Raw genomic sequence first — 16,865 nt, forward strand, 5'->3', positions numbered from 1 at the left:
ATGCGGTGCCGGAGCGCCGGTTGCGATGGCAACCAATGCGCGGGTGAAGGGATCGCGGTTCTTCATAGAAAGATGCGCGAAGTTGATGCTTCGTGACATTTGCAACTTTTGACGGCAGCTTCGCCGACGATGCCTTCAAGCCGGTTTTTGCGCTGCAGCACTTGACAGTGGCCTGACCGTCGGTGTTTTCTTGAACGCATGTTCGCCGCCCTGACCACCGCCCAGCCGCTGCCACCCCACCGGGGTGTGTCGTGCCGCGCGCAGGGCCCGGCGACCTCGATTACCACCACCACTATTACCGTCACCACTTGCCCGGTGCGGCCCGTCGTCTTCGCGTAATTTCCGAAAACCACGGCCCCGCACCCGGATCAGGATGCGGGGGAACTCCATCCAGATGCGTGTCGGGGCCTCCCAACGAGGTTGATCCGATGTCGTCAGTTGCCGCTTCACTCGCCGATCCCGCCGCGGACGCCGCCGTCCGTACCGTCGTCCATAAATTCGGCGGCACCTCCGTGGCCGATGCCGAGCGCTATCGCCATGTCGCCCAGCTGCTGCTGGCGCGCCAGGAGCAGGTGCAGGTCACCGTGGTCTCGGCGATGAAGGGCGTGACCGACGCGCTGATCGAACTGGCGCGGCTGGCCGGCGCGGGTGATGCGAACTGGGAAGAACGTTGGCATGAGCTGCGGGCGCGTCACCGCGCCGCCGCCGCCGCGCTGCTGGGTGAGCACTCCGGCGCGACCGTCGAATGGCTGGATGCGCGTTTCGCGCGCCTGCATGACGTGTTGGCCGCATTGGCGGTGATCGGCGAACTGCCGCAGGAAGTGCTGGACCGGGTGCAGGGTCTGGGCGAAGTGTTCTCCGCGCACCTGCTCGGCCATCACCTGCAGGCGCTGGGCGAGGACTGCGATGTGCTCGATGCGCGCGAGGTGCTGGTGGTCAACCACGGCGAACTCGGCGTGGACGTGGACTGGAAGTCCAGCGCGGCCAAGCTGGAGCTGTGGCGGCAGTCGCATCCGGCACGCCGCCTGGTGGTGACCGGTTTCGTGGCCCGTGACCGCAAGGGCCACATCACCACGCTGGGCCGCAATGGCAGCGACTTCTCCGGTGCGATCTTCGCCGCGCTGTTCGAAGCGGACGAACTGCACATCTGGACCGACGTGGACGGGGTGCTCTCGGCCGACCCGCGGGTGGTGCCCGAAGCGGTGCAGCTGGATGCCTTGAGCTACGACGAGGCCTGCGAGCTGGCGTACTTCGGGGCCAAGGTGGTGCACCCGCAGACGATGTCGCCGGCGATCGAACGCGGCCTGCCGATCATCATCCGCAATACCTTCCAGCCCGATCACCCGGGGACCCGCATCACCGGTGAAAGCTCCAGCGCCGGCCCGATCAAGGGCCTGACCCTGAGCCCGGACCTGGCCGTGCTCAACGTCGAGGGCACCGGCCTGATCGGCGTGCCGGGCACGGCCGAGCGGGTGTTCTCGGCGCTGCGCAACGCGCATGTGTCGGTGGTGATGATCTCGCAGGGTTCGTCCGAGCATTCGATCTGCTGCGTGGTCAAGCAGGGCGAGGCAGAGCAGGCGCGTGAGGCGCTGGTGCAGGCGTTCTCGCATGAACTGGCCGCCGGCCAGGTGCAGCGTGTCCAGTTGACCGCCGGCGTGAGCGTGCTGGCGGCGGTGGGTGATGGCATGGCCGGCCAGCCCGGCGTGGCGGCGCGCCTGTTCGAAGCGCTGGGCCGGGCCCACGTCAACATCCTGGCCATCGCGCAGGGCTCGTCCGAGCGCAATATCTCGGTGGCCATCGACGCGCGTGACGCGACCAAGGCACTGCGCGCCGCGCATGCCGGCTTCTGGCTGTCGCCGCAGACGTTCTCGGTGGGCGTGATCGGGCCGGGCAACGTCGGCGCGGCCTTGCTGGACCAGCTCAACACCGCTCAGCCGCAGTTGCTGGCCAAGGCCAAGCTCGACCTGCGCCTGCGCGCGGTCACCTCGCGTACGCGCATGCTGCTGGACCAGCGTGGCCTGCACGGTGAGTGGAAACAGGCGTTCGAGGCATCCAGGTCGCCGGCCGACCTGGACCTGTTCACCGAGCACCTGCTCTCCGCACGCCTGCCGCACACGCTGATCGTGGACTGCAGCGGCAGCCCGGAAGTGGCCGAGCGCTACGCCGGCTGGCTGGCCGCCGGCATCCACGTGGTCACACCGAACAAACAGGCCGGTGCCGGCCCGCTGGTGCGCTACCACGCCATCCGCGCGGCGGCCGAGGCCAGCGGCGCGCGCTTCCGCTACGAGGCGACGGTCGGTGCGGGCCTGCCGGTCATCACCACGCTGCGCGACCTGGTCGATACCGGCGATGAAGTCACCGCCATCGCCGGCATCTTCTCCGGCACGCTGGCATGGCTGTTCAACAAGTACGACGGCAGCGTGCCGTTCTCCGAGCTGGTCACCCAGGCGCGTGGCATGGGCTACACCGAGCCGGACCCGCGTGACGACCTGTCCGGCATCGACGTGGCGCGCAAGCTGGTCATCCTTGCCCGCGAGGCTGGCCACGACCTGAGCCTGGAGGACGTGGCGGTGGAAAGCCTGGTGCCGGCATCGCTGCAGCAGGCCAGCGTCGAGGATTTCATGGCGGCGTTGCCGGAGGTGGATGCCACCTTCGCCCAGCGCCTGAACGATGCACGTTCGCGCGGCTGCGTGCTGCGCTACGTGGCCCAGTTCAAGCCGGGCCAGGCCCCGAGCGTGGGATTGGTGGAACTGCCGGCCGACCATGCCTTCGCCAACCTGCGCCTGACCGACAACGTGGTGCAGTTCACCACCGGCCGCTACTGCAACAACCCGTTGGTGGTGCAGGGTCCGGGCGCGGGCCCGGAAGTCACCGCGGCCGGTGTGTTTGCCGACGTGCTGCGGGTCGCCGCGGGCGAGGGGGCACGCCTGTGAGTGCGGTACTTAAGGGTTCCGGTCGAGGCGAGGCGCGTGCCTTCGCACCGGCCTCGGTCGCCAACGTGGCGGTCGGGTTCGATCTGTTGGGGTATGCCGTGCCCGGCGTTGGCGACACCGTGACGGTGCGTCGCATCGATGCGCCCGAAGTGCGGATCAGCGCGATCCGTGGCACGGCGGTGGCGTTGCCAACCGATGCACCCCGCAACACCGCGGGCGCGGCCTTGATCGCGTTGCGCGACGCACTGTCGTTGCCGTTCGGTTTCGAGATCGAGATCGACAAGGGCATCCCGCTCAGTTCCGGCATGGGCGGGTCGGCGGCCTCGTGCGTGGCCGCGCTGGTAGCGGCCAACGCGCTGCTCGACGCGCCGTTGTCGCGCGAGCAGTTGTACCTGTACGCATTGGATGGCGAGGCGGTGGCCAGCGGCAGCCGCCACGGCGACAACCTTGGGCCGATGTTCCTGGGCGGGCTGGTGATGTCGACGCTGGAGCGGCTGGTGCCGGTGGCGGTGCCTGACGCCTGGCACAGCCTGCTGGTCCATCCCGACGCGCAGTTGGAAACCCGTCGTGCCCGCGCCGCCCTGCAGGGCGCGTACGAGCTGAAGGAGTTCGTCGCGCAGAGCACCAACCTGGCCCTGGTGCTGGCCGGTTGCCACGCCGGCGATGCCGGGCTGGTCCGTGCAGGCCTGGCCGACGTGCTGGTGGAGCCGCGCCGCGCACCGTTGATCGTCGGCTTCGATGCGGCCAAGCAGGCCGCGCTGGATGCCGGAGCGATGGGCGCCAGCATCTCCGGTGCCGGTCCCAGCGTGTTCGCGTGGTTTGAAACGCGTGAGGCCGCCGAGGCCGCTTCCGCCGGCGTGCAGGCGGCCTTCGCCGCTGCTGGCTTTGGCAGCCAGGCCTGGGTCACTCCCTTGAACAGTCCCGGTGCCGCGTTGCTCTGAACGCGCACTCGAACAGACACTTTCCGGAAACCGCAATGAACTTCATCTCCACCCGCAATGCCTCTCCGCCGGCCACGCTCAGCCAGGCGATTGCCGCCGGACTGGCCCCCGACGGCGGGTTGTACGTTCCGCAGCAGATGCCGGCCGCACGCACGGTACGCGCAGGCGACAGCCTGGCGGCGACCGCCACCGAACTGCTGCAGCCGTTCTTCGCCGGCGATGGCCTGGAAGCGGCGCTGCCCTCCATCTGCGCGCAGGCGTTTGATTTCCCCGCGCCGCTGCAGCCGCTGGCTACCGGCAACGATCACGTGCTGGAGCTGTTCCACGGACCGACCGCCGCATTCAAGGACTTCGGCGCACGCTTTCTCGCCGCCAGCCTGTCACGGCTGCGCGCCGGTCAGGAGCGCCCGCTGACCATCATCGTGGCGACCTCCGGTGATACCGGCGCCGCGGTGGCTGCCGCCTTCCACAACCAGCCCCACCTGCAGGTGGTGGTGCTGTACCCGGACGGCCGCGTATCGCCGCGCCAGGCGCACCAGCTGGGCTGCCTGGGCGGCAACATCCGCGCGCTGCGCGTGGCCGGCTCATTCGACGATTGCCAGGCCATGGCCAAGCAGGCACTCAACGATGCCGAGCTGCAGGCGCAGGTGCCACTGAGTTCGGCCAACAGCATCAGTCTCGGTCGCCTGCTGCCGCAGATGAGCTACTACGCGCATGCCGCGCTCAGCCATCAGGCCGCATACGGAACGCCGCTGAACTTTGTCATTCCCACCGGCAACCTGGGCAATGCGATGGCGGCAGTGATCGCCCGCGCGCTGGGCGTGCCGTTGGGGCGCATCGTGCTGGCTACCAACGCCAACCGGGTGCTGCCGGACTATTTCAACGGCGGCGCGTACGCACCGACGGCGAGCGTGGCGACCTTGGCCAATGCGATGGACGTGGGCGCGCCGAGCAACTTCGAGCGCCTGCGTTGGCTGTATGCCGGCGACGACGCAGCGCTGCGTGCGGCCTTCGTGTCGCGCTCGGTGGACGATGCGACCATCCGCGCCACCATTGCCCGTCGCTTCCGTGATCACGGTGAGGTGTTCTGCCCGCATACCGCCACCGCCGTGCAGGTGCTGGAGCAGTTGCGCGCCAGCGGTGAAGCCACGGCCGAAACGCATTGGGCAGTCGCCGCGACCGCGCACCCGGCCAAGTTCGAATCGGTGGTCGAGCCGTTGATCGGTCGCGAGGTGCCGGTGCCGCCAGCCTTGGCCGAACTGCTCAAGCGCCCGGCCCATGCGGACCCGTGCCCGCCGGACTATGCCGCCCTGCGCGAAATGTTGCTGGCCGGCGCGGGCTGATCGCATCGGGGCCGTCCCCGCATCGCGCCCAGGCGACGCTGCTGTGCGGGGGCGCTCAGGCGCCGTCGTTGGCCAGCTTCTGCAGCTCGGCGAAATCCAGGATCTCCACCACGTTCAGGTGGGGCAGGGCGATCAGGCCCTGCTGGCGCAGCTTGGTGAAGGTGCGGCTGACCGTTTCCATGGTCAGGCCCAGGTGGTCGGCGATGTCGCCGCGGCCCATCGGCAGCGACACCCGGTTGCTGCTGTGGCCGGCGAGGGTTGCCTCGCGGGCGGCCAGACGCAGCAGGAAATCGGCCAGCCGCTCCGGCGGCTGCAGGCGGGCCAACGCCAGGGCGTTGTCCTGGGCCGCGTCCAGCTCCTGGCAGGCGCGCTGCAGCAGCTTGCGCTCCAGGTGCGGGTGGTGCTGGCGCAGGTCGCGCATCTGCGTGGTCGGCACCCGGCAGACCCGGCTGTCGGCGATGGCCTCGATGTCGTAACGGTGCAGGTCGCTGCCGCTCAGGCCCAGGTAGTCGCCCGGCAGCACGAACCCATTCACCTGGCGCCGGCCGTCGGCCAGCGTCCGCACCAGGCGCAGCGCGCCCTCGGTCACTGTATAGACATAAGTGCGGGGCTCCCCGGAACGGGCCAGGGTGGCCCCCATCGGCACCGGCAGGGACACGGTGATCCGCTCCAGCGCATGCACTTCATCGCAGGACAGCGCCGAGCAGACCGACAGGTGCCGGACCGAACAATGCAGGCATTCACGCGCGCCGCTGCTTTCCTGGGCAGCGGACGAAACGGGGGAAAGCTCGGAGCCTGGGGCAGACCGGGACATGGCACGGGTGAGGGGAAGATGAGGTAAATGATACTTCATGCGGCCAGCGGGGCGGGCTGGCGCTAGAATTGGCGGTCGTCCACCCCACTGAGTTGCAGGAGTTTCGCCCGTGATCAAGCCCCGTACCCCGCCCGGCATCATGGAATTGCTGCCGCGCGAGCAGATCGCGTTCCAGCGCATGCTGGACGTCATCCGCCGCAACTACGAGCGCTTCGGGTTCCTGCCGGTGGAGACCCCGGTGTTCGAGCTGTCCGACGTGCTGCTGACCAAGTCCGGCGGTGAAACCGAGCGACAGGTGTACTTCGTGCAGTCCACCGGCGCGCTGGCCAATGCGGCCGAGTCCGGCGAGAAGGGCCTGCCCGAAATGGCGCTGCGCTTCGACCTGACCGTGCCGCTGGCCCGCTACGTGGCCGAGCACGAGCACGACCTGACGTTCCCGTTCCGTCGCTACCAGATGCAGCGCGTCTACCGTGGCGAGCGCGCCCAGCGGGGCCGTTTCCGCGAGTTCTACCAGTGCGACGTGGACGTGATCGGCAAGGACGCGCTGAGCATCCGCTATGACGCCGAAGTGCTGGCGGTCATCAATGCGGTGTTCTCCGAGCTGCGCATCGGCAAGTTCGCCGTGCAGCTGAACAACCGCCAGTTCATGCGCGGCTTCTTCGAGGCCCAGGGCGTGGCTGACCCGCAGCAGCAGGCACTGGTGCTGCGCGAGGTCGACAAGCTCGACAAGCGCGGTGCCGATTACGTGCGTGAAACCCTGCTGGGCCCGGATTTCGGCCTGCCGGTGGATGCCGTCGAGCGCATCCTGGCGTTCGTGGAGGTACGTTCGGAATCGCATGCCGATGCGCTGGCCAAGCTGGACGCGGTGCTGGCCGATGCCGGCCAGTCGGCCAGCGAATCGCTGCGTACCGGTGCCGCCGAGCTGCGCGAGGTGCTGGAGCTGGTCAAGGGCCTGGGCGTGCCGGAACCGGCGTACTGCCTGAATTTCTCCATCGCCCGTGGCCTGGACTACTACACCGGCACCGTGTACGAGACCACGTTGCTCGACCACCCGCAGATCGGCTCGATCTGCTCGGGCGGCCGCTACGAGGACCTGGCCAGCCATTACACCAAGTCCAAGCTGCCGGGCGTGGGCATCTCGATCGGCCTGACCCGCCTGTTCTGGCAGCTGCGCGAGGCCAACCTGATCGACGGCATCGCCGAGAGCAGCGTGCAGGCGATGGTCGCGTTGATGGACGAGGCCGCCATGCCGCAGTCGCTGGACATCGCCCGTCGCCTGCGCGCCGGTGGCATCAACACCGAAGTGCAGATGGAGCCGAAGAAGATCGGCAAGCAGTTCCAGTACGCCGCCAAGGCGGGTATCCGCTTCGTGGTGCTGGCCGGTGAGGATGAGCTGGCGCGCGGCGTGGTCGCGGTCAAGGACCTGCTGCGTGAACAGCAGTTCGAGGTCGCCCGTGACGAGCTGGCCACCACCTTGCAGGTGGAGCTGGAGCAGGCCCGCGCGATGGCGCGCTGAGTGGGCAGGGCCTCCGGGCCCGGACAACCCTCGATCCTGCTGAACAAAGGCCCCGCATCGCGGGGCCTTTTTCGTTGCGGGTTTGACCGGTGCACCCGCTTGGACTAATGTATTAGCACGCTAATACATTGATACGTCATGAAGCCACGTCCCGATACCGAGAAAGAGAAGGCCTCCGATGCCCCGTTGAAGGCGCTGGCGCGTGTGCTGGCCGCGCTGGACAAGCCGCAGGACGTCCAGGCCTTCCTGCGCGACCTGTGCACCCCCGCCGAGCTGGAGGCCATGGCCGACCGCTGGCGGGTGGTGCCGTTGCTGCGCAAGGGCGTGCCATACCGCGAGATCTATGACCTGACCGGGGTGAGCGTGACCACCATCGGCCGGGTGGCGCGCTCGCTCGAGCACGGCGCCGGGGGCTACCTCACCGCCATCGAGCGCCTGGCTGCGCGCAAGACCGAATCCAACTGAGACCCGAACATGAGTGCTTCCACCTCCGCACCGGCGCGTGACCGGTTGCGTATCGCCATCCAGAAGAGCGGCCGGCTGGCCGACCCTGCGCGCAGCCTGCTGGCGGCCTGCGGGCTGAGCTGGCGGCAAAGCCGCGACAAGCTGTTCTGCTTCGGCGAGTCGCTGCCGGTGGACCTGCTGCTGGTACGCGATGACGACATCCCGGGCCTGATCGCCGACGGTGTCTGCGACCTGGGCGTGGTGGGTCTCAACGAGCTGGACGAACAGGCCAAGGCGCGCCGCCAGATCGGCTTGCCCGATGCCTACCAACCGTTGCGCGGGCTGGGCTTCGGCCAGTGCCGGCTGATGATCGCGGTGCCGGAAGAGTGGGATTGGCAGGGCGTGCAGATGCTGCAGGGCAAGCGCATCGCCACCAGCTATCCGGCTGTCCTCAGCGCGTGGTTGAAGGAAAAGGGCGTGGATGCGCAGGTGGTCGAACTGTCCGGCTCGGTGGAGATCGCGCCGAAGCTGGGGACCGCCGAGCTGATCTGCGATCTGGTATCCAGCGGCGCGACCCTGGCGGCCAACCAGCTCAAGCCGGTGGAGACCCTGCTCGAAAGCGAAGCGGTGCTGGCCGGCCCGGTCAATGAACTCGATGACGCCCGCGCCGGCCTGATGGCGATGCTGTTGCGCCGCCTGGATGGCCTGACCAAGGTGCAGGACCAGAAGCTGCTGATGTTCAGCGCCGCCGAGGAGCGCGTGGACGCGCTGGCGCGCCTGCTGCCCGATGCCGAACCGCTGCTGCGGCTGCCGGGTAGTGGCAGCGCGGTGCGGCTGCAGACCATGTGCAACGGGACACTGAGCTGGCAACGGCTGGAGGAGCTGGAGCGTGCCGGCGCACAGGGCTTGATGGTGCTGGCCGTGGAGAAGTCGCTGGTATGAACATCCTCGACTGGAATGCGCTGGACGCCGACGGCCAGGCCCGCGCCTTGACCCGCCCGGTGCAGGCGGTGGCCGAGCAGACCCGGGCATCGGTCGCCGGGTTGATCACACAGGTGCGCGAGGACGGCGACGTGGCCCTGCGCGAGATCAGTGCCCGTTTCGACGGGGTGGCACCGGAGCGCTTTGAGGTTGGTGAATCCGAGTTTGCGGCCGCCGAGCTGGCGGTGCCGGCCGAGCTGCGCATCGCCATGCAGCAGGCGGCCGATCGCATCGATACCTATCACCGCGCCGGCATGGCTCGCCCCTACGCGGTGGAAACCGCACCGGGCGTGGTCTGCGAGAAGATGATCCGCCCGATCGGTCGCGTCGGCCTGTACGTGCCGGCCGGCAGCGCGCCGCTGCCATCGACCGCGTTGATGCTCGGGGTGCCGGCGCGTCTGGCCGGCTGCCGCGAAGTGGTGCTGTGCACGCCGCCGCGCAAGGACGGCAGTGCCGACCCGGCGGTGCTGGTGGCCGCGCGCCTGACCGGCGTGCACCGGGTCTACAAGATCGGCGGAGCGCAGGCGATCGCGGCGATGGCATACGGCACCGATACCGTCCCGTCCTGCGACAAGTTGTTCGGCCCGGGCAACAGCTACGTCACCGAGGCCAAGCAGCAGGTCGCGCAGGCCGGTGCGGCGGCCATCGACATGCCGGCCGGGCCATCCGAAGTGCTGGTGATCGCCGATGCCGGCGCCAATCCCGCCTTCGTCGCGGCCGACCTGCTGTCGCAGGCCGAACATGGGCCGGATTCGCAGGTGCTGCTGCTCAGCGACGACGCTGCGCTGATCGCCGCCGTGCAGGATGAGGTGGAGGCCCAGGTGGCGCAGCTGGCGCGCGAGGGCATTGCCCGGCAGGCGCTGGCGGCTTCGCTGCTGATCAAGGTCGACTCGATCGCCCAGGCGTTCGCCATCTCCAACCGCTACGCACCGGAGCACCTGATCCTGGCCCTGCGCGAACCGCGCCGCTGGCTGGAACAGGTCGAGGCCGCCGGTTCGGTGTTCATGGGGGACTACACGCCGGAGGCGTTGGGTGACTATTGCTCCGGCACCAACCACGTCCTGCCGACCGCCGGCGCCGCGCGCGCCTACAGCGGCGTCAGCGTCGCCAGCTTCCAGAACCAGATCAGCGTGCAGGCGGCCAGTGCCGAGGGCATCGCCAACATCGGCCCATGTGCCTTGACCCTGGCGCGGGCAGAAGGGTTGGGCGCGCACGCCAACGCCGTCGCCCTGCGGCTGGGAGTGATGCCGTGAGCAGCGTGCTCGACCTTGTACGCGATGACCTGCGTGGCTTCACCGGCTATTCCTCGGCGCGCAGCGCCAAGCTCGACGGCGAAATCTGGCTCAACGCCAATGAATCGGCGTGGGCCAACCCGGGCGACCCCCTGGCCAGTTGCCGGCGCTATCCGGACCCGCAACCGCAGGCGCTGCGCGGACGGCTGGCGACGTTGTACGACTGTGCGCCGGAGCAACTGCTGATCGGGCGTGGCAGCGACGAGGTCATCGACCTGCTGGTACGTGCGCTGTGCGTGCCGGGCCGCGATGCGGTGCTGTATACCCCGCCGGTGTTCGGCATGTATTCGGTCAGTGCCCGCCTGCAGAACGCGCCCGCACTGGAGGTGCCGTTGCAGGACACCGCGGCGGGCTTCGTGCCGGACATCGACGCCATCATCACCACCGCCAGGCAAGCCGGCGCCAAGCTGGTGTTCCTGTGCTCGCCGTCCAACCCGGCCGGGTTGAGCATCCCGCTGGCGCAGGTGGAGCGGGTGGCCGAGGCCCTGCGCGGCCAGGCGCTGGTGGTGGTTGACGAGGCGTATGCCGAGTTCGCCGACACGCCCTCGGCGACGCGCCTGCTGGCGGGCCATGACAACGTCGCGGTACTGCGGACCCTGTCCAAGGCCCACGCTCTGGCGGCGGCGCGGATTGGCTGCGTCATCGCCGATCCCGGCCTGATCGCGGTGTTGCGCCGCTGCCAGGCGCCGTATCCCGTTCCGACCCCATGCTCGGCGCTGGCGTTGGCGGGGTTGGGTGAGCAGGCGCTGCAGCAGACCCGCGCGCGCATTGCCACCGTACGCAGCGAGCGCGACCGCCTGCGCATGGCGCTGTCGCTGCAGGGGCATGTGCGCAAGGTGTATGCCTCCGACGCGAACTTCCTGCTGGTGCGCTTCATCGACGCCGAAGCCGCCTTCCAGGCGCTGCTGCGCGCCGGGGTGGTGGTGCGCGACCAGCGCGCCGCGCCGCAACTGCACGATGCGCTGCGCATCACCGTGGGAACGCCCGAACAGAATGACCGCGTCCTAGACGCCCTCGCCACGCTGGAGCCCGTTACATGACCCCCATCCTGTTCGTCGATCGTGACGGCACACTGATCGAAGAGCCGGCCGATTTCCAGATCGACGCCTACGAAAAGCTGCGTCTGGTGAAGAACGTCATCCCGGCGATGCTCAAGCTGCGCGATGCCGGCTACCAGTTCGTCATCGTGTCCAACCAGGATGGGCTGGGCAGCGAAGGCTACCCGCAGGAAAGCTTCGATGGCCCGAACAACCTGATGCTGCAGATCTTCGCCAGCCAGGGCATCGTCTTCCGCGACGTGCTGATCGACCCGAGCTGGCCGCACGACAACAGCCCCAACCGCAAGCCGGGCATCGGCATGATGCTGCCGTACCTGCAGGACCGGGGCATCGACTGGGCGCGCTCGGGCATGGTGGGCGACCGTCCCACCGACATCCAGTTCGCCGACAACCTGAAGATCCGCGGCTTCCAGCTGCGCACCGGGCAGTTCGGCGGCGAGTGGGATTGGGACGGCATCGCTCATGAGCTGGCCGACGCACCGCGCCGCGCCACCGTGCAGCGCGACACCAAGGAAACCCAGATCCGCGTGTTCGTGGACCTGGACACCGTGGCCAAGGCGAAGATCAGCACGGGCCTGCCGTTCTTCGACCACATGCTCGACCAGATCGGGCGTCACGGCGGCTTCGCGCTGGAGGTCGAGGCCAAGGGTGACCTGCACATCGACGAGCACCACACCATCGAGGACACCGGCCTGGCATTGGGCCAGGCGCTGCGTGAGGCATTGGGGGACAAGCGCGGCATCGGTCGTTACGGTTTTACCCTGCCGATGGACGAAACCCTGGCCAGCGCCGCGCTGGACTTCAGCGGCCGCCCGTACTTCGTGTTCGAGGGTGACTTCAAGCGCGAGCGGGTAGGGGATATGCCGACCGAACTCGTACCGCACTTCTTCCGCTCCCTGTGCGACGCGGCCGGGCTGAACCTCAACCTCAAGGTGGAAGGCGACAACGATCACCACAAGGTCGAAGCCTGCTTCAAGGCATTGGCCCGCGCCCTGCGCCAGGCCATCCGCCGCGAAGGCACCGAGCTGCCCACGACCAAGGGGGCGCTGTGAGCACGATCGGCCTGGTCGATGCCGGCGGTGCCAACCTGGGTTCGGTGCGTTATGCACTGGAGCGTCTGGGGCAGACGGTGCGCATGGTGCGCACCGCCGACGACCTGGTGGGCGTGCCGCGGGTGATCCTGCCCGGCGTTGGTGCAGCGGCCGAAGGCATGCGGCGCCTGCATGCGCAGGGCCTGGTCGAGCCGCTGCGTGCCCTGCAGGTGCCGCTGATGGGTATCTGCCTGGGCATGCAACTGCTGTTCGAGGCTTCCGAGGAAGGCAAGGTCGATTGCCTGGGGTTGTTGCCCGGCGTGGTCCGTCGCCTGCATCCGGGCGTGGGCGTGCGCGTGCCGCACATGGGATGGAACAAATTGCTGGCGCTGCGCGAATCGCCCTTGTTGGACGGCGTCCCCGTTGGTGCCAGTGCCTACTTCGTACACAGCTATGCCGCACCGGTGACATCGGACACGGTCGCGGCCTGCCATCACGGCGGGCTGTTCACCGCGGTGGTGCAGCGCGGTCGCCTGTGCGGCGCGCAGTTCCATCCGGAGCGCTCCGCCGGCCCCGGCGCCCGCCTCCTGCGCAACTTCATCGAGACCGATTTCCCATGAGCTTTACCGTCTATCCCGCGCTGGACATCCGCAACGGCTGCGTCGTGCGCCTGCTGCAGGGCGACTACGCCCAACAGACCACCTATGGCGACGACGCGCTGCCGCGTGCGCAGGCCTTCACCGCCGCCGGCGCGCGTTGGATGCATCTGGTCGACCTGGATGCGGCCAAGGCCGGTGGCTACACGTTGGCACCGCTGCTCGCGCAGATCGCCTCGACCACCACACTGAAGGTGCAGACCGGCGGCGGCGTGCGCGGTCGCGATGACGTGGCGCGCATCCTGGATGCCGGCGCCAGCCGCGTGGTGATCGGTTCGCTGGCGGTGCGCGCGCCGGACAATGTATTGGCGTGGTTGTCCGAGTTCGGTGCCGAGCACCTGACCATCGCCCTGGATACCCGTCAGGGCGAGGACGGCGTATGGCGCCTGCCGGTCCATGGTTGGACTGAAACCGCCGACGTCACCCTGGATGCACTGGCCCAGCGCTATGCGCAAGCCGGCATGAAGCACCTGCTGTGCACCGACATCTCCCGTGACGGCATGCTGACCGGTCCCAACATCGACCTGTACGCGCACCTGGTGCAACTGCTGCCCGGGGTGGCGGTGCAGGCTTCCGGCGGTGTGCGTGACGTCGCCGACGTGCACGCGGCCAAGGTAGCCGGTTGCGGTGGCGCCGTGCTGGGCAAGGCCTTGCTGGAAGGCCGGCTGCAACTCGACGAGGCCCTGGCATGTTGAGCCGCCGCATCATTCCCTGCCTGGACGTGCGCGAAGGCCGTGTGGTCAAGGGCGTCAGGTTCCGTGACCACGTCGACATGGGCGACATCACCGAGCTGGCATTGCGCTACCGCGACGCCGGCGCCGACGAGCTGGTGTTCTACGACATCTCCGCCAGCCCGGAAGGGCGCTCGGTGGACCGGGCCTGGATCGAACGCGTCGCCCGTCTGATCGACATCCCCTTCTGCGTGGCCGGAGGCATCCGAGACGTCGAGACCGCCCGCGCGGTGCTGCATGCCGGCGCGGACAAGATCTCCATCAACACCCCGGCGCTGGAGCACCCGGCGCTGATCGAGGCGCTGGCCGAGGCTTTCGGCGAGCAATGCGTGGTGGTCGGCATCGACTCCATCCGCGAGCCCGACGGCCAATGGCGGGTGCGTTCCTACACCGGCGACCCGGCCAAGACCCGTGCCGAGGCGCGGCTGACGCTGGACTGGGTGCGTGAAGTACAGCAACGCGGCGCAGGTGAAATCGTGCTGAACTGCATGGACAGCGACGGCGTGCGCAGGGGCTACGATATTGCCCAGTTGCGCCAGGCCCGGGCGGTGAGCACGGTGCCGTTGATCGCCTCCGGCGGTGCCGGGACGCCACAGCACTTTGCCGACGTGTTCGAACAGGCTGACGTGGACGGGGCCCTGGCCGCCAGTGTCTTCCACTCTGGCGCCATCGCCATTCCGGAACTGAAACAGTTCCTGCGCGAACAACAGATCGAGGTAAGGGATGTCTACTGATTTCACGCCGGTCGACCCGGCCACGCTGGATTGGGCCAAGGTTGACGGGCTGATGCCGGCCATCATCCAGGATGCGGCGACGCTGCGCGTGCTGATGCTGGGCTACATGGACCGCGATGCCCTGGACAAGACCCGGGCGAGCGGCAGGGTCACGTTCTTCAGTCGCAGCAAGCAGCGGCTGTGGACGAAGGGGGAAACCTCGGGGAACCATCTGGAGCTGGTCGAGATCCGCACCGATTGCGACGCCGACACACTGCTGGTCAGCGTGCGCCCGCACGGGCCGACCTGCCATACCGGTGCCACCAGCTGCTTCGGCGCCACGCCCGGCAATTTCCTCGGCGCGCTGGACGCACTGGTCAAGCAGCGCGAGCACGACCGCCCGCTCAACAGCTACACCACCCAGCTGTTCGAGAAGGGCCCGCGCCATATCGCGCAGAAAGTGGGCGAGGAGGGCGTGGAAACGGCGCTGGCCGGTGTCGTGCAGCGTGACGAGGACCTGCTCGGCGAGTCGGCCGACCTGCTGTTCCACCTGATCGTGCTATTGCGCTCGCGCGGCCTGTCGCTGGAGGATGCGGTGGCCGTGCTGGAGACGCGCCACGCCAAGGCCGTGGAGAAGGCGGCCGGCTGAAGCAATGATGCAGGTCCTCCCGTCGGTACGGCCGGGGGAGGGCTCGGCAAACGCGGGCGGGGATGAAGCCCGGCCAGGTTCTCCGCACGCCTGGCCCGCACTCCCTGCGGCAACGGCCTCCTCCCGTCGGCCGCCAGTTTCCGCCATGCCGCTGTCGCAACGCCGGGGCGATAATGGAGGTCCGTACATCATCCGCCCGCCGAGGATTCCATGCGTCATTCCCTGTTGACCGGCCTGTTGCTGGCCGGTGTGCCGTTCGTGGCGGCCGCCTCCTGCAGCAGCGGTAGTGTCTTCGTCGATGCGAACGGCAACGGCAGGCAGGATGCGGGCGAAGCGCCGCTGGCCGGCATCAGGATTTCCGATGGCGAGCACATCGCCTTGACCGACAAGGCTGGCCGTTACCAGCTCCCGGCCTCCACGCAACCGAACATCTTCGTCATCAAGCCTGCCGGCTACGCCGCGGCCGCGCGTGCTGATGGGTTGCCGGACATCTGGCGTCCGCGTGATGGGCAGGGTGGGCAGTGCCGGCCGTTTGCACTGGTGCCGCAGCCGGACGCGCCGGACAGCTTCCAGGCGCTGGTCATGGCCGACAGCCAGACCGGCAGTGCGCTGGACGTGGGCTATTTCGAGCGCGACATCATCGAGCCACTGCGTGGCAAGCATCAGGCACGGCTCGGGATGACGCTGGGGGATGTCACCAATGACGATCCCTCGCTGTATCCGGCGCTCACCCGTGCGGTGACGTCGCTCGGCGTGCCGTGGCTGCATGTTCCCGGCAATCACGACATGGACATCGGCGCGAGCAGTGATGCGACATCGCTGGCCAGTTACCACCGTTACCTCGGGCCGGACACCTACGCCTGGGAAGAGGCATCGATGGTGTTCATCGGGCTGGACGACATCCTCGCCCAACCCGGGCAGAAGCCGGCCTACATCGGCGGCCTGCGCGAGGACCAGTTCGCCTTCCTGGAGGGCTACCTGCCCACGGTTGGCCGCGACAAGCTGGTCGTGCTTGGCCTCCATATCCCGCTGTTCGACCACGTCTTCCGTGAGCAGGACCGCGCCCGCCTGTTTGCCCTGCTGGAGAAGGTGGAGCACCCGCTGATCCTCAGCGGACACACCCACAACCAGAGCCAGGTGTTCTGGTCGGCCGCGCAGGGGTGGAAGGGGGCGCGGCCGTTGCACGAATACAACGTCGGCGCCGCCTGCGGCGCGTTCTGGTCCGGCGTGAAGGATGCGCAGGGCATCCCCGATACGACCATGGCCGACGGCACGCCCAACGGCTACGGCCTGCTCAACGTGCAGCCGCATGGGCAGTACAGCGTCGAGTACCGGGTCGCGCGTGCGCCGGCGGACCATCAGATCGCGCTGCATGCGCCCAAGGTGCTGCGCCAGGGCGCTTATCCGGCCTGGGGTGTGTACGCCAACGTGTTCATGGGCCATGACGGGCTGCCGGTGGAGTTCCGTGTCGACGGTGGCCAGTGGCAGGCGATGAAGCAGGTCCGCCAGCCCGACCCGCGGCTGCTGGTGGAGAACATCGCCGACGACCTGGCCGAAACGCTGCGCGGCTACGATCGCTCCCCCGAAGCCGTGCCCTCCACGCACCTGTGGCGCGCCGCGCTGCCGACCGGGCTGGCCGAGGGCGAGCACACCGTCGAAGTGCGCACTACCTTGAACGGCAAGTCCTATACCGCTACCACCGGTTACCGCCTGCAGTCCGCCAGCCCCTGACAACGAACACGCCGATGGGCGGGGCCGCTGGG

15 protein-coding genes are annotated in these 16,865 nt (G+C 68.6%); 14 read left to right on the forward strand and 1 reads right to left on the reverse strand.

Translation table 11 applies throughout. The annotated features are described in order from the left end of the window. Window positions 1-428 precede the first annotated feature (428 nt). Genes thrA through thrC form a run of 3 tightly spaced genes read left to right on the forward strand, consistent with a single transcriptional unit; the run spans window position 429 to window position 5,217 of the window. A complete protein-coding gene (thrA, locus tag IB227_RS15600) occupies window positions 429-2,933 on the forward strand; it encodes a bifunctional aspartate kinase/homoserine dehydrogenase I (RefSeq protein WP_192288138.1) in 2,505 nt (834 codons plus the stop codon). Beyond that, window positions 2,930-3,874, forward strand: coding sequence for a homoserine kinase (locus IB227_RS15605; protein ID WP_192288139.1), 945 nt, complete (start codon window positions 2,930-2,932; stop codon window positions 3,872-3,874). Before thrA ends, IB227_RS15605 begins: the two co-directional genes overlap by 4 nt. Window positions 3,875-3,909: 35 nt before the next feature. Beyond that, complete coding sequence (thrC, locus tag IB227_RS15610; RefSeq protein ID WP_192288140.1) at window positions 3,910-5,217, forward strand: threonine synthase; 1,308 nt, start codon at window positions 3,910-3,912, stop codon at window positions 5,215-5,217. 55 nt (window positions 5,218-5,272) lie between these two features. Here the strand turns inward: thrC and IB227_RS15615 are convergent, their stop codons facing one another. Beyond that, window positions 5,273-6,031 (reverse strand): helix-turn-helix domain-containing protein, encoded by a 759-nt coding sequence (locus tag IB227_RS15615; protein WP_132862862.1) that lies wholly within the window; start codon window positions 6,029-6,031, stop codon window positions 5,273-5,275. A gap of 109 nt (window positions 6,032-6,140) precedes the next feature. Between IB227_RS15615 and hisS the strand changes: the two genes are divergently transcribed. The 11 genes from hisS (at window position 6,141) to IB227_RS15670 (ending at window position 16,833) form a co-directional block, all read left to right on the forward strand. Beyond that, on the forward strand, window positions 6,141-7,547 hold the full coding sequence (gene hisS, locus IB227_RS15620) for a histidine--tRNA ligase (RefSeq protein WP_192288141.1): 1,407 nt from the start codon (window positions 6,141-6,143) through the stop codon (window positions 7,545-7,547). Window positions 7,548-7,685: 138 nt separating this feature from the next. Further along, window positions 7,686-8,012 carry a YerC/YecD family TrpR-related protein gene (locus tag IB227_RS15625; RefSeq protein WP_132862864.1) on the forward strand — a complete coding sequence of 109 codons (327 nt, stop codon included), beginning with the start codon at window positions 7,686-7,688 and terminating at the stop codon, window positions 8,010-8,012. Window positions 8,013-8,021: 9 nt separating this feature from the next. After that, window positions 8,022-8,933 (forward strand): ATP phosphoribosyltransferase, encoded by a 912-nt coding sequence (hisG, locus tag IB227_RS15630; RefSeq protein WP_192288142.1) that lies wholly within the window; start codon window positions 8,022-8,024, stop codon window positions 8,931-8,933. Next, window positions 8,930-10,225, forward strand: a complete 1,296-nt coding sequence (gene hisD, locus IB227_RS15635) for a histidinol dehydrogenase (protein ID WP_192288143.1) — start codon at window positions 8,930-8,932, stop codon at window positions 10,223-10,225. Before hisG ends, hisD begins: the two co-directional genes overlap by 4 nt. Continuing rightward, on the forward strand, window positions 10,222-11,304 hold the full coding sequence (gene hisC, locus IB227_RS15640) for a histidinol-phosphate transaminase (protein ID WP_318639556.1): 1,083 nt from the start codon (window positions 10,222-10,224) through the stop codon (window positions 11,302-11,304). The genes hisD and hisC overlap by 4 nt, the downstream gene beginning before the upstream one ends. Beyond that, on the forward strand, window positions 11,301-12,374 hold the full coding sequence (hisB, locus tag IB227_RS15645) for a bifunctional histidinol-phosphatase/imidazoleglycerol-phosphate dehydratase HisB (protein ID WP_192288145.1): 1,074 nt from the start codon (window positions 11,301-11,303) through the stop codon (window positions 12,372-12,374). Before hisC ends, hisB begins: the two co-directional genes overlap by 4 nt. Further along, window positions 12,371-12,973 carry an imidazole glycerol phosphate synthase subunit HisH gene (gene hisH, locus IB227_RS15650; RefSeq protein ID WP_192288146.1) on the forward strand — a complete coding sequence of 201 codons (603 nt, stop codon included), beginning with the start codon at window positions 12,371-12,373 and terminating at the stop codon, window positions 12,971-12,973. The genes hisB and hisH overlap by 4 nt, the downstream gene beginning before the upstream one ends. Beyond that, window positions 12,970-13,704 carry a 1-(5-phosphoribosyl)-5-[(5-phosphoribosylamino)methylideneamino]imidazole-4-carboxamide isomerase gene (hisA, locus tag IB227_RS15655; RefSeq protein WP_192288147.1) on the forward strand — a complete coding sequence of 245 codons (735 nt, stop codon included), beginning with the start codon at window positions 12,970-12,972 and terminating at the stop codon, window positions 13,702-13,704. The genes hisH and hisA overlap by 4 nt, the downstream gene beginning before the upstream one ends. Continuing rightward, window positions 13,698-14,474 (forward strand): imidazole glycerol phosphate synthase subunit HisF, encoded by a 777-nt coding sequence (hisF, locus tag IB227_RS15660; RefSeq protein WP_132862871.1) that lies wholly within the window; start codon window positions 13,698-13,700, stop codon window positions 14,472-14,474. The genes hisA and hisF overlap by 7 nt, the downstream gene beginning before the upstream one ends. Then, window positions 14,464-15,102, forward strand: a complete 639-nt coding sequence (gene hisIE / locus IB227_RS15665) for a bifunctional phosphoribosyl-AMP cyclohydrolase/phosphoribosyl-ATP diphosphatase HisIE (RefSeq protein ID WP_132862872.1) — start codon at window positions 14,464-14,466, stop codon at window positions 15,100-15,102. The genes hisF and hisIE overlap by 11 nt, the downstream gene beginning before the upstream one ends. Before the next feature lie 210 nt (window positions 15,103-15,312). Beyond that, a complete protein-coding gene (locus IB227_RS15670) occupies window positions 15,313-16,833 on the forward strand; it encodes a calcineurin-like phosphoesterase C-terminal domain-containing protein (RefSeq protein WP_192288148.1) in 1,521 nt (506 codons plus the stop codon). Window positions 16,834-16,865: the final 32 nt, after the last annotated feature.

The sequence above is a fragment of the Stenotrophomonas sp. STM01 genome, assembly GCF_014852135.1.
GTDB classification, from domain to species: domain Bacteria; phylum Pseudomonadota; class Gammaproteobacteria; order Xanthomonadales; family Xanthomonadaceae; genus Stenotrophomonas; species Stenotrophomonas capsici.

What these genes read in the sequence shown, in the direction of transcription:
- thrA (WP_192288138.1), top strand. Translation starts at nt 429, where the DNA reads ATGTCGTCAGTTGCCGCTTCACTCGCCGATCCCGCCGCGGACGCCGCC.
- thrC (WP_192288140.1), top strand. Translation starts at nt 3,910, where the DNA reads ATGAACTTCATCTCCACCCGCAATGCCTCTCCGCCGGCCACGCTCAGC.
- IB227_RS15615 (WP_132862862.1), bottom strand. Translation starts at nt 6,031, where the DNA reads ATGTCCCGGTCTGCCCCAGGCTCCGAGCTTTCCCCCGTTTCGTCCGCT.
- IB227_RS15625 (WP_132862864.1), top strand. Translation starts at nt 7,686, where the DNA reads ATGAAGCCACGTCCCGATACCGAGAAAGAGAAGGCCTCCGATGCCCCG.
- hisG (WP_192288142.1), top strand. Translation starts at nt 8,022, where the DNA reads ATGAGTGCTTCCACCTCCGCACCGGCGCGTGACCGGTTGCGTATCGCC.
- hisD (WP_192288143.1), top strand. Translation starts at nt 8,930, where the DNA reads ATGAACATCCTCGACTGGAATGCGCTGGACGCCGACGGCCAGGCCCGC.
- hisB (WP_192288145.1), top strand. Translation starts at nt 11,301, where the DNA reads ATGACCCCCATCCTGTTCGTCGATCGTGACGGCACACTGATCGAAGAG.
- hisA (WP_192288147.1), top strand. Translation starts at nt 12,970, where the DNA reads ATGAGCTTTACCGTCTATCCCGCGCTGGACATCCGCAACGGCTGCGTC.
- hisF (WP_132862871.1), top strand. Translation starts at nt 13,698, where the DNA reads ATGTTGAGCCGCCGCATCATTCCCTGCCTGGACGTGCGCGAAGGCCGT.
- hisIE (WP_132862872.1), top strand. Translation starts at nt 14,464, where the DNA reads ATGTCTACTGATTTCACGCCGGTCGACCCGGCCACGCTGGATTGGGCC.
- IB227_RS15670 (WP_192288148.1), top strand. Translation starts at nt 15,313, where the DNA reads ATGCGTCATTCCCTGTTGACCGGCCTGTTGCTGGCCGGTGTGCCGTTC.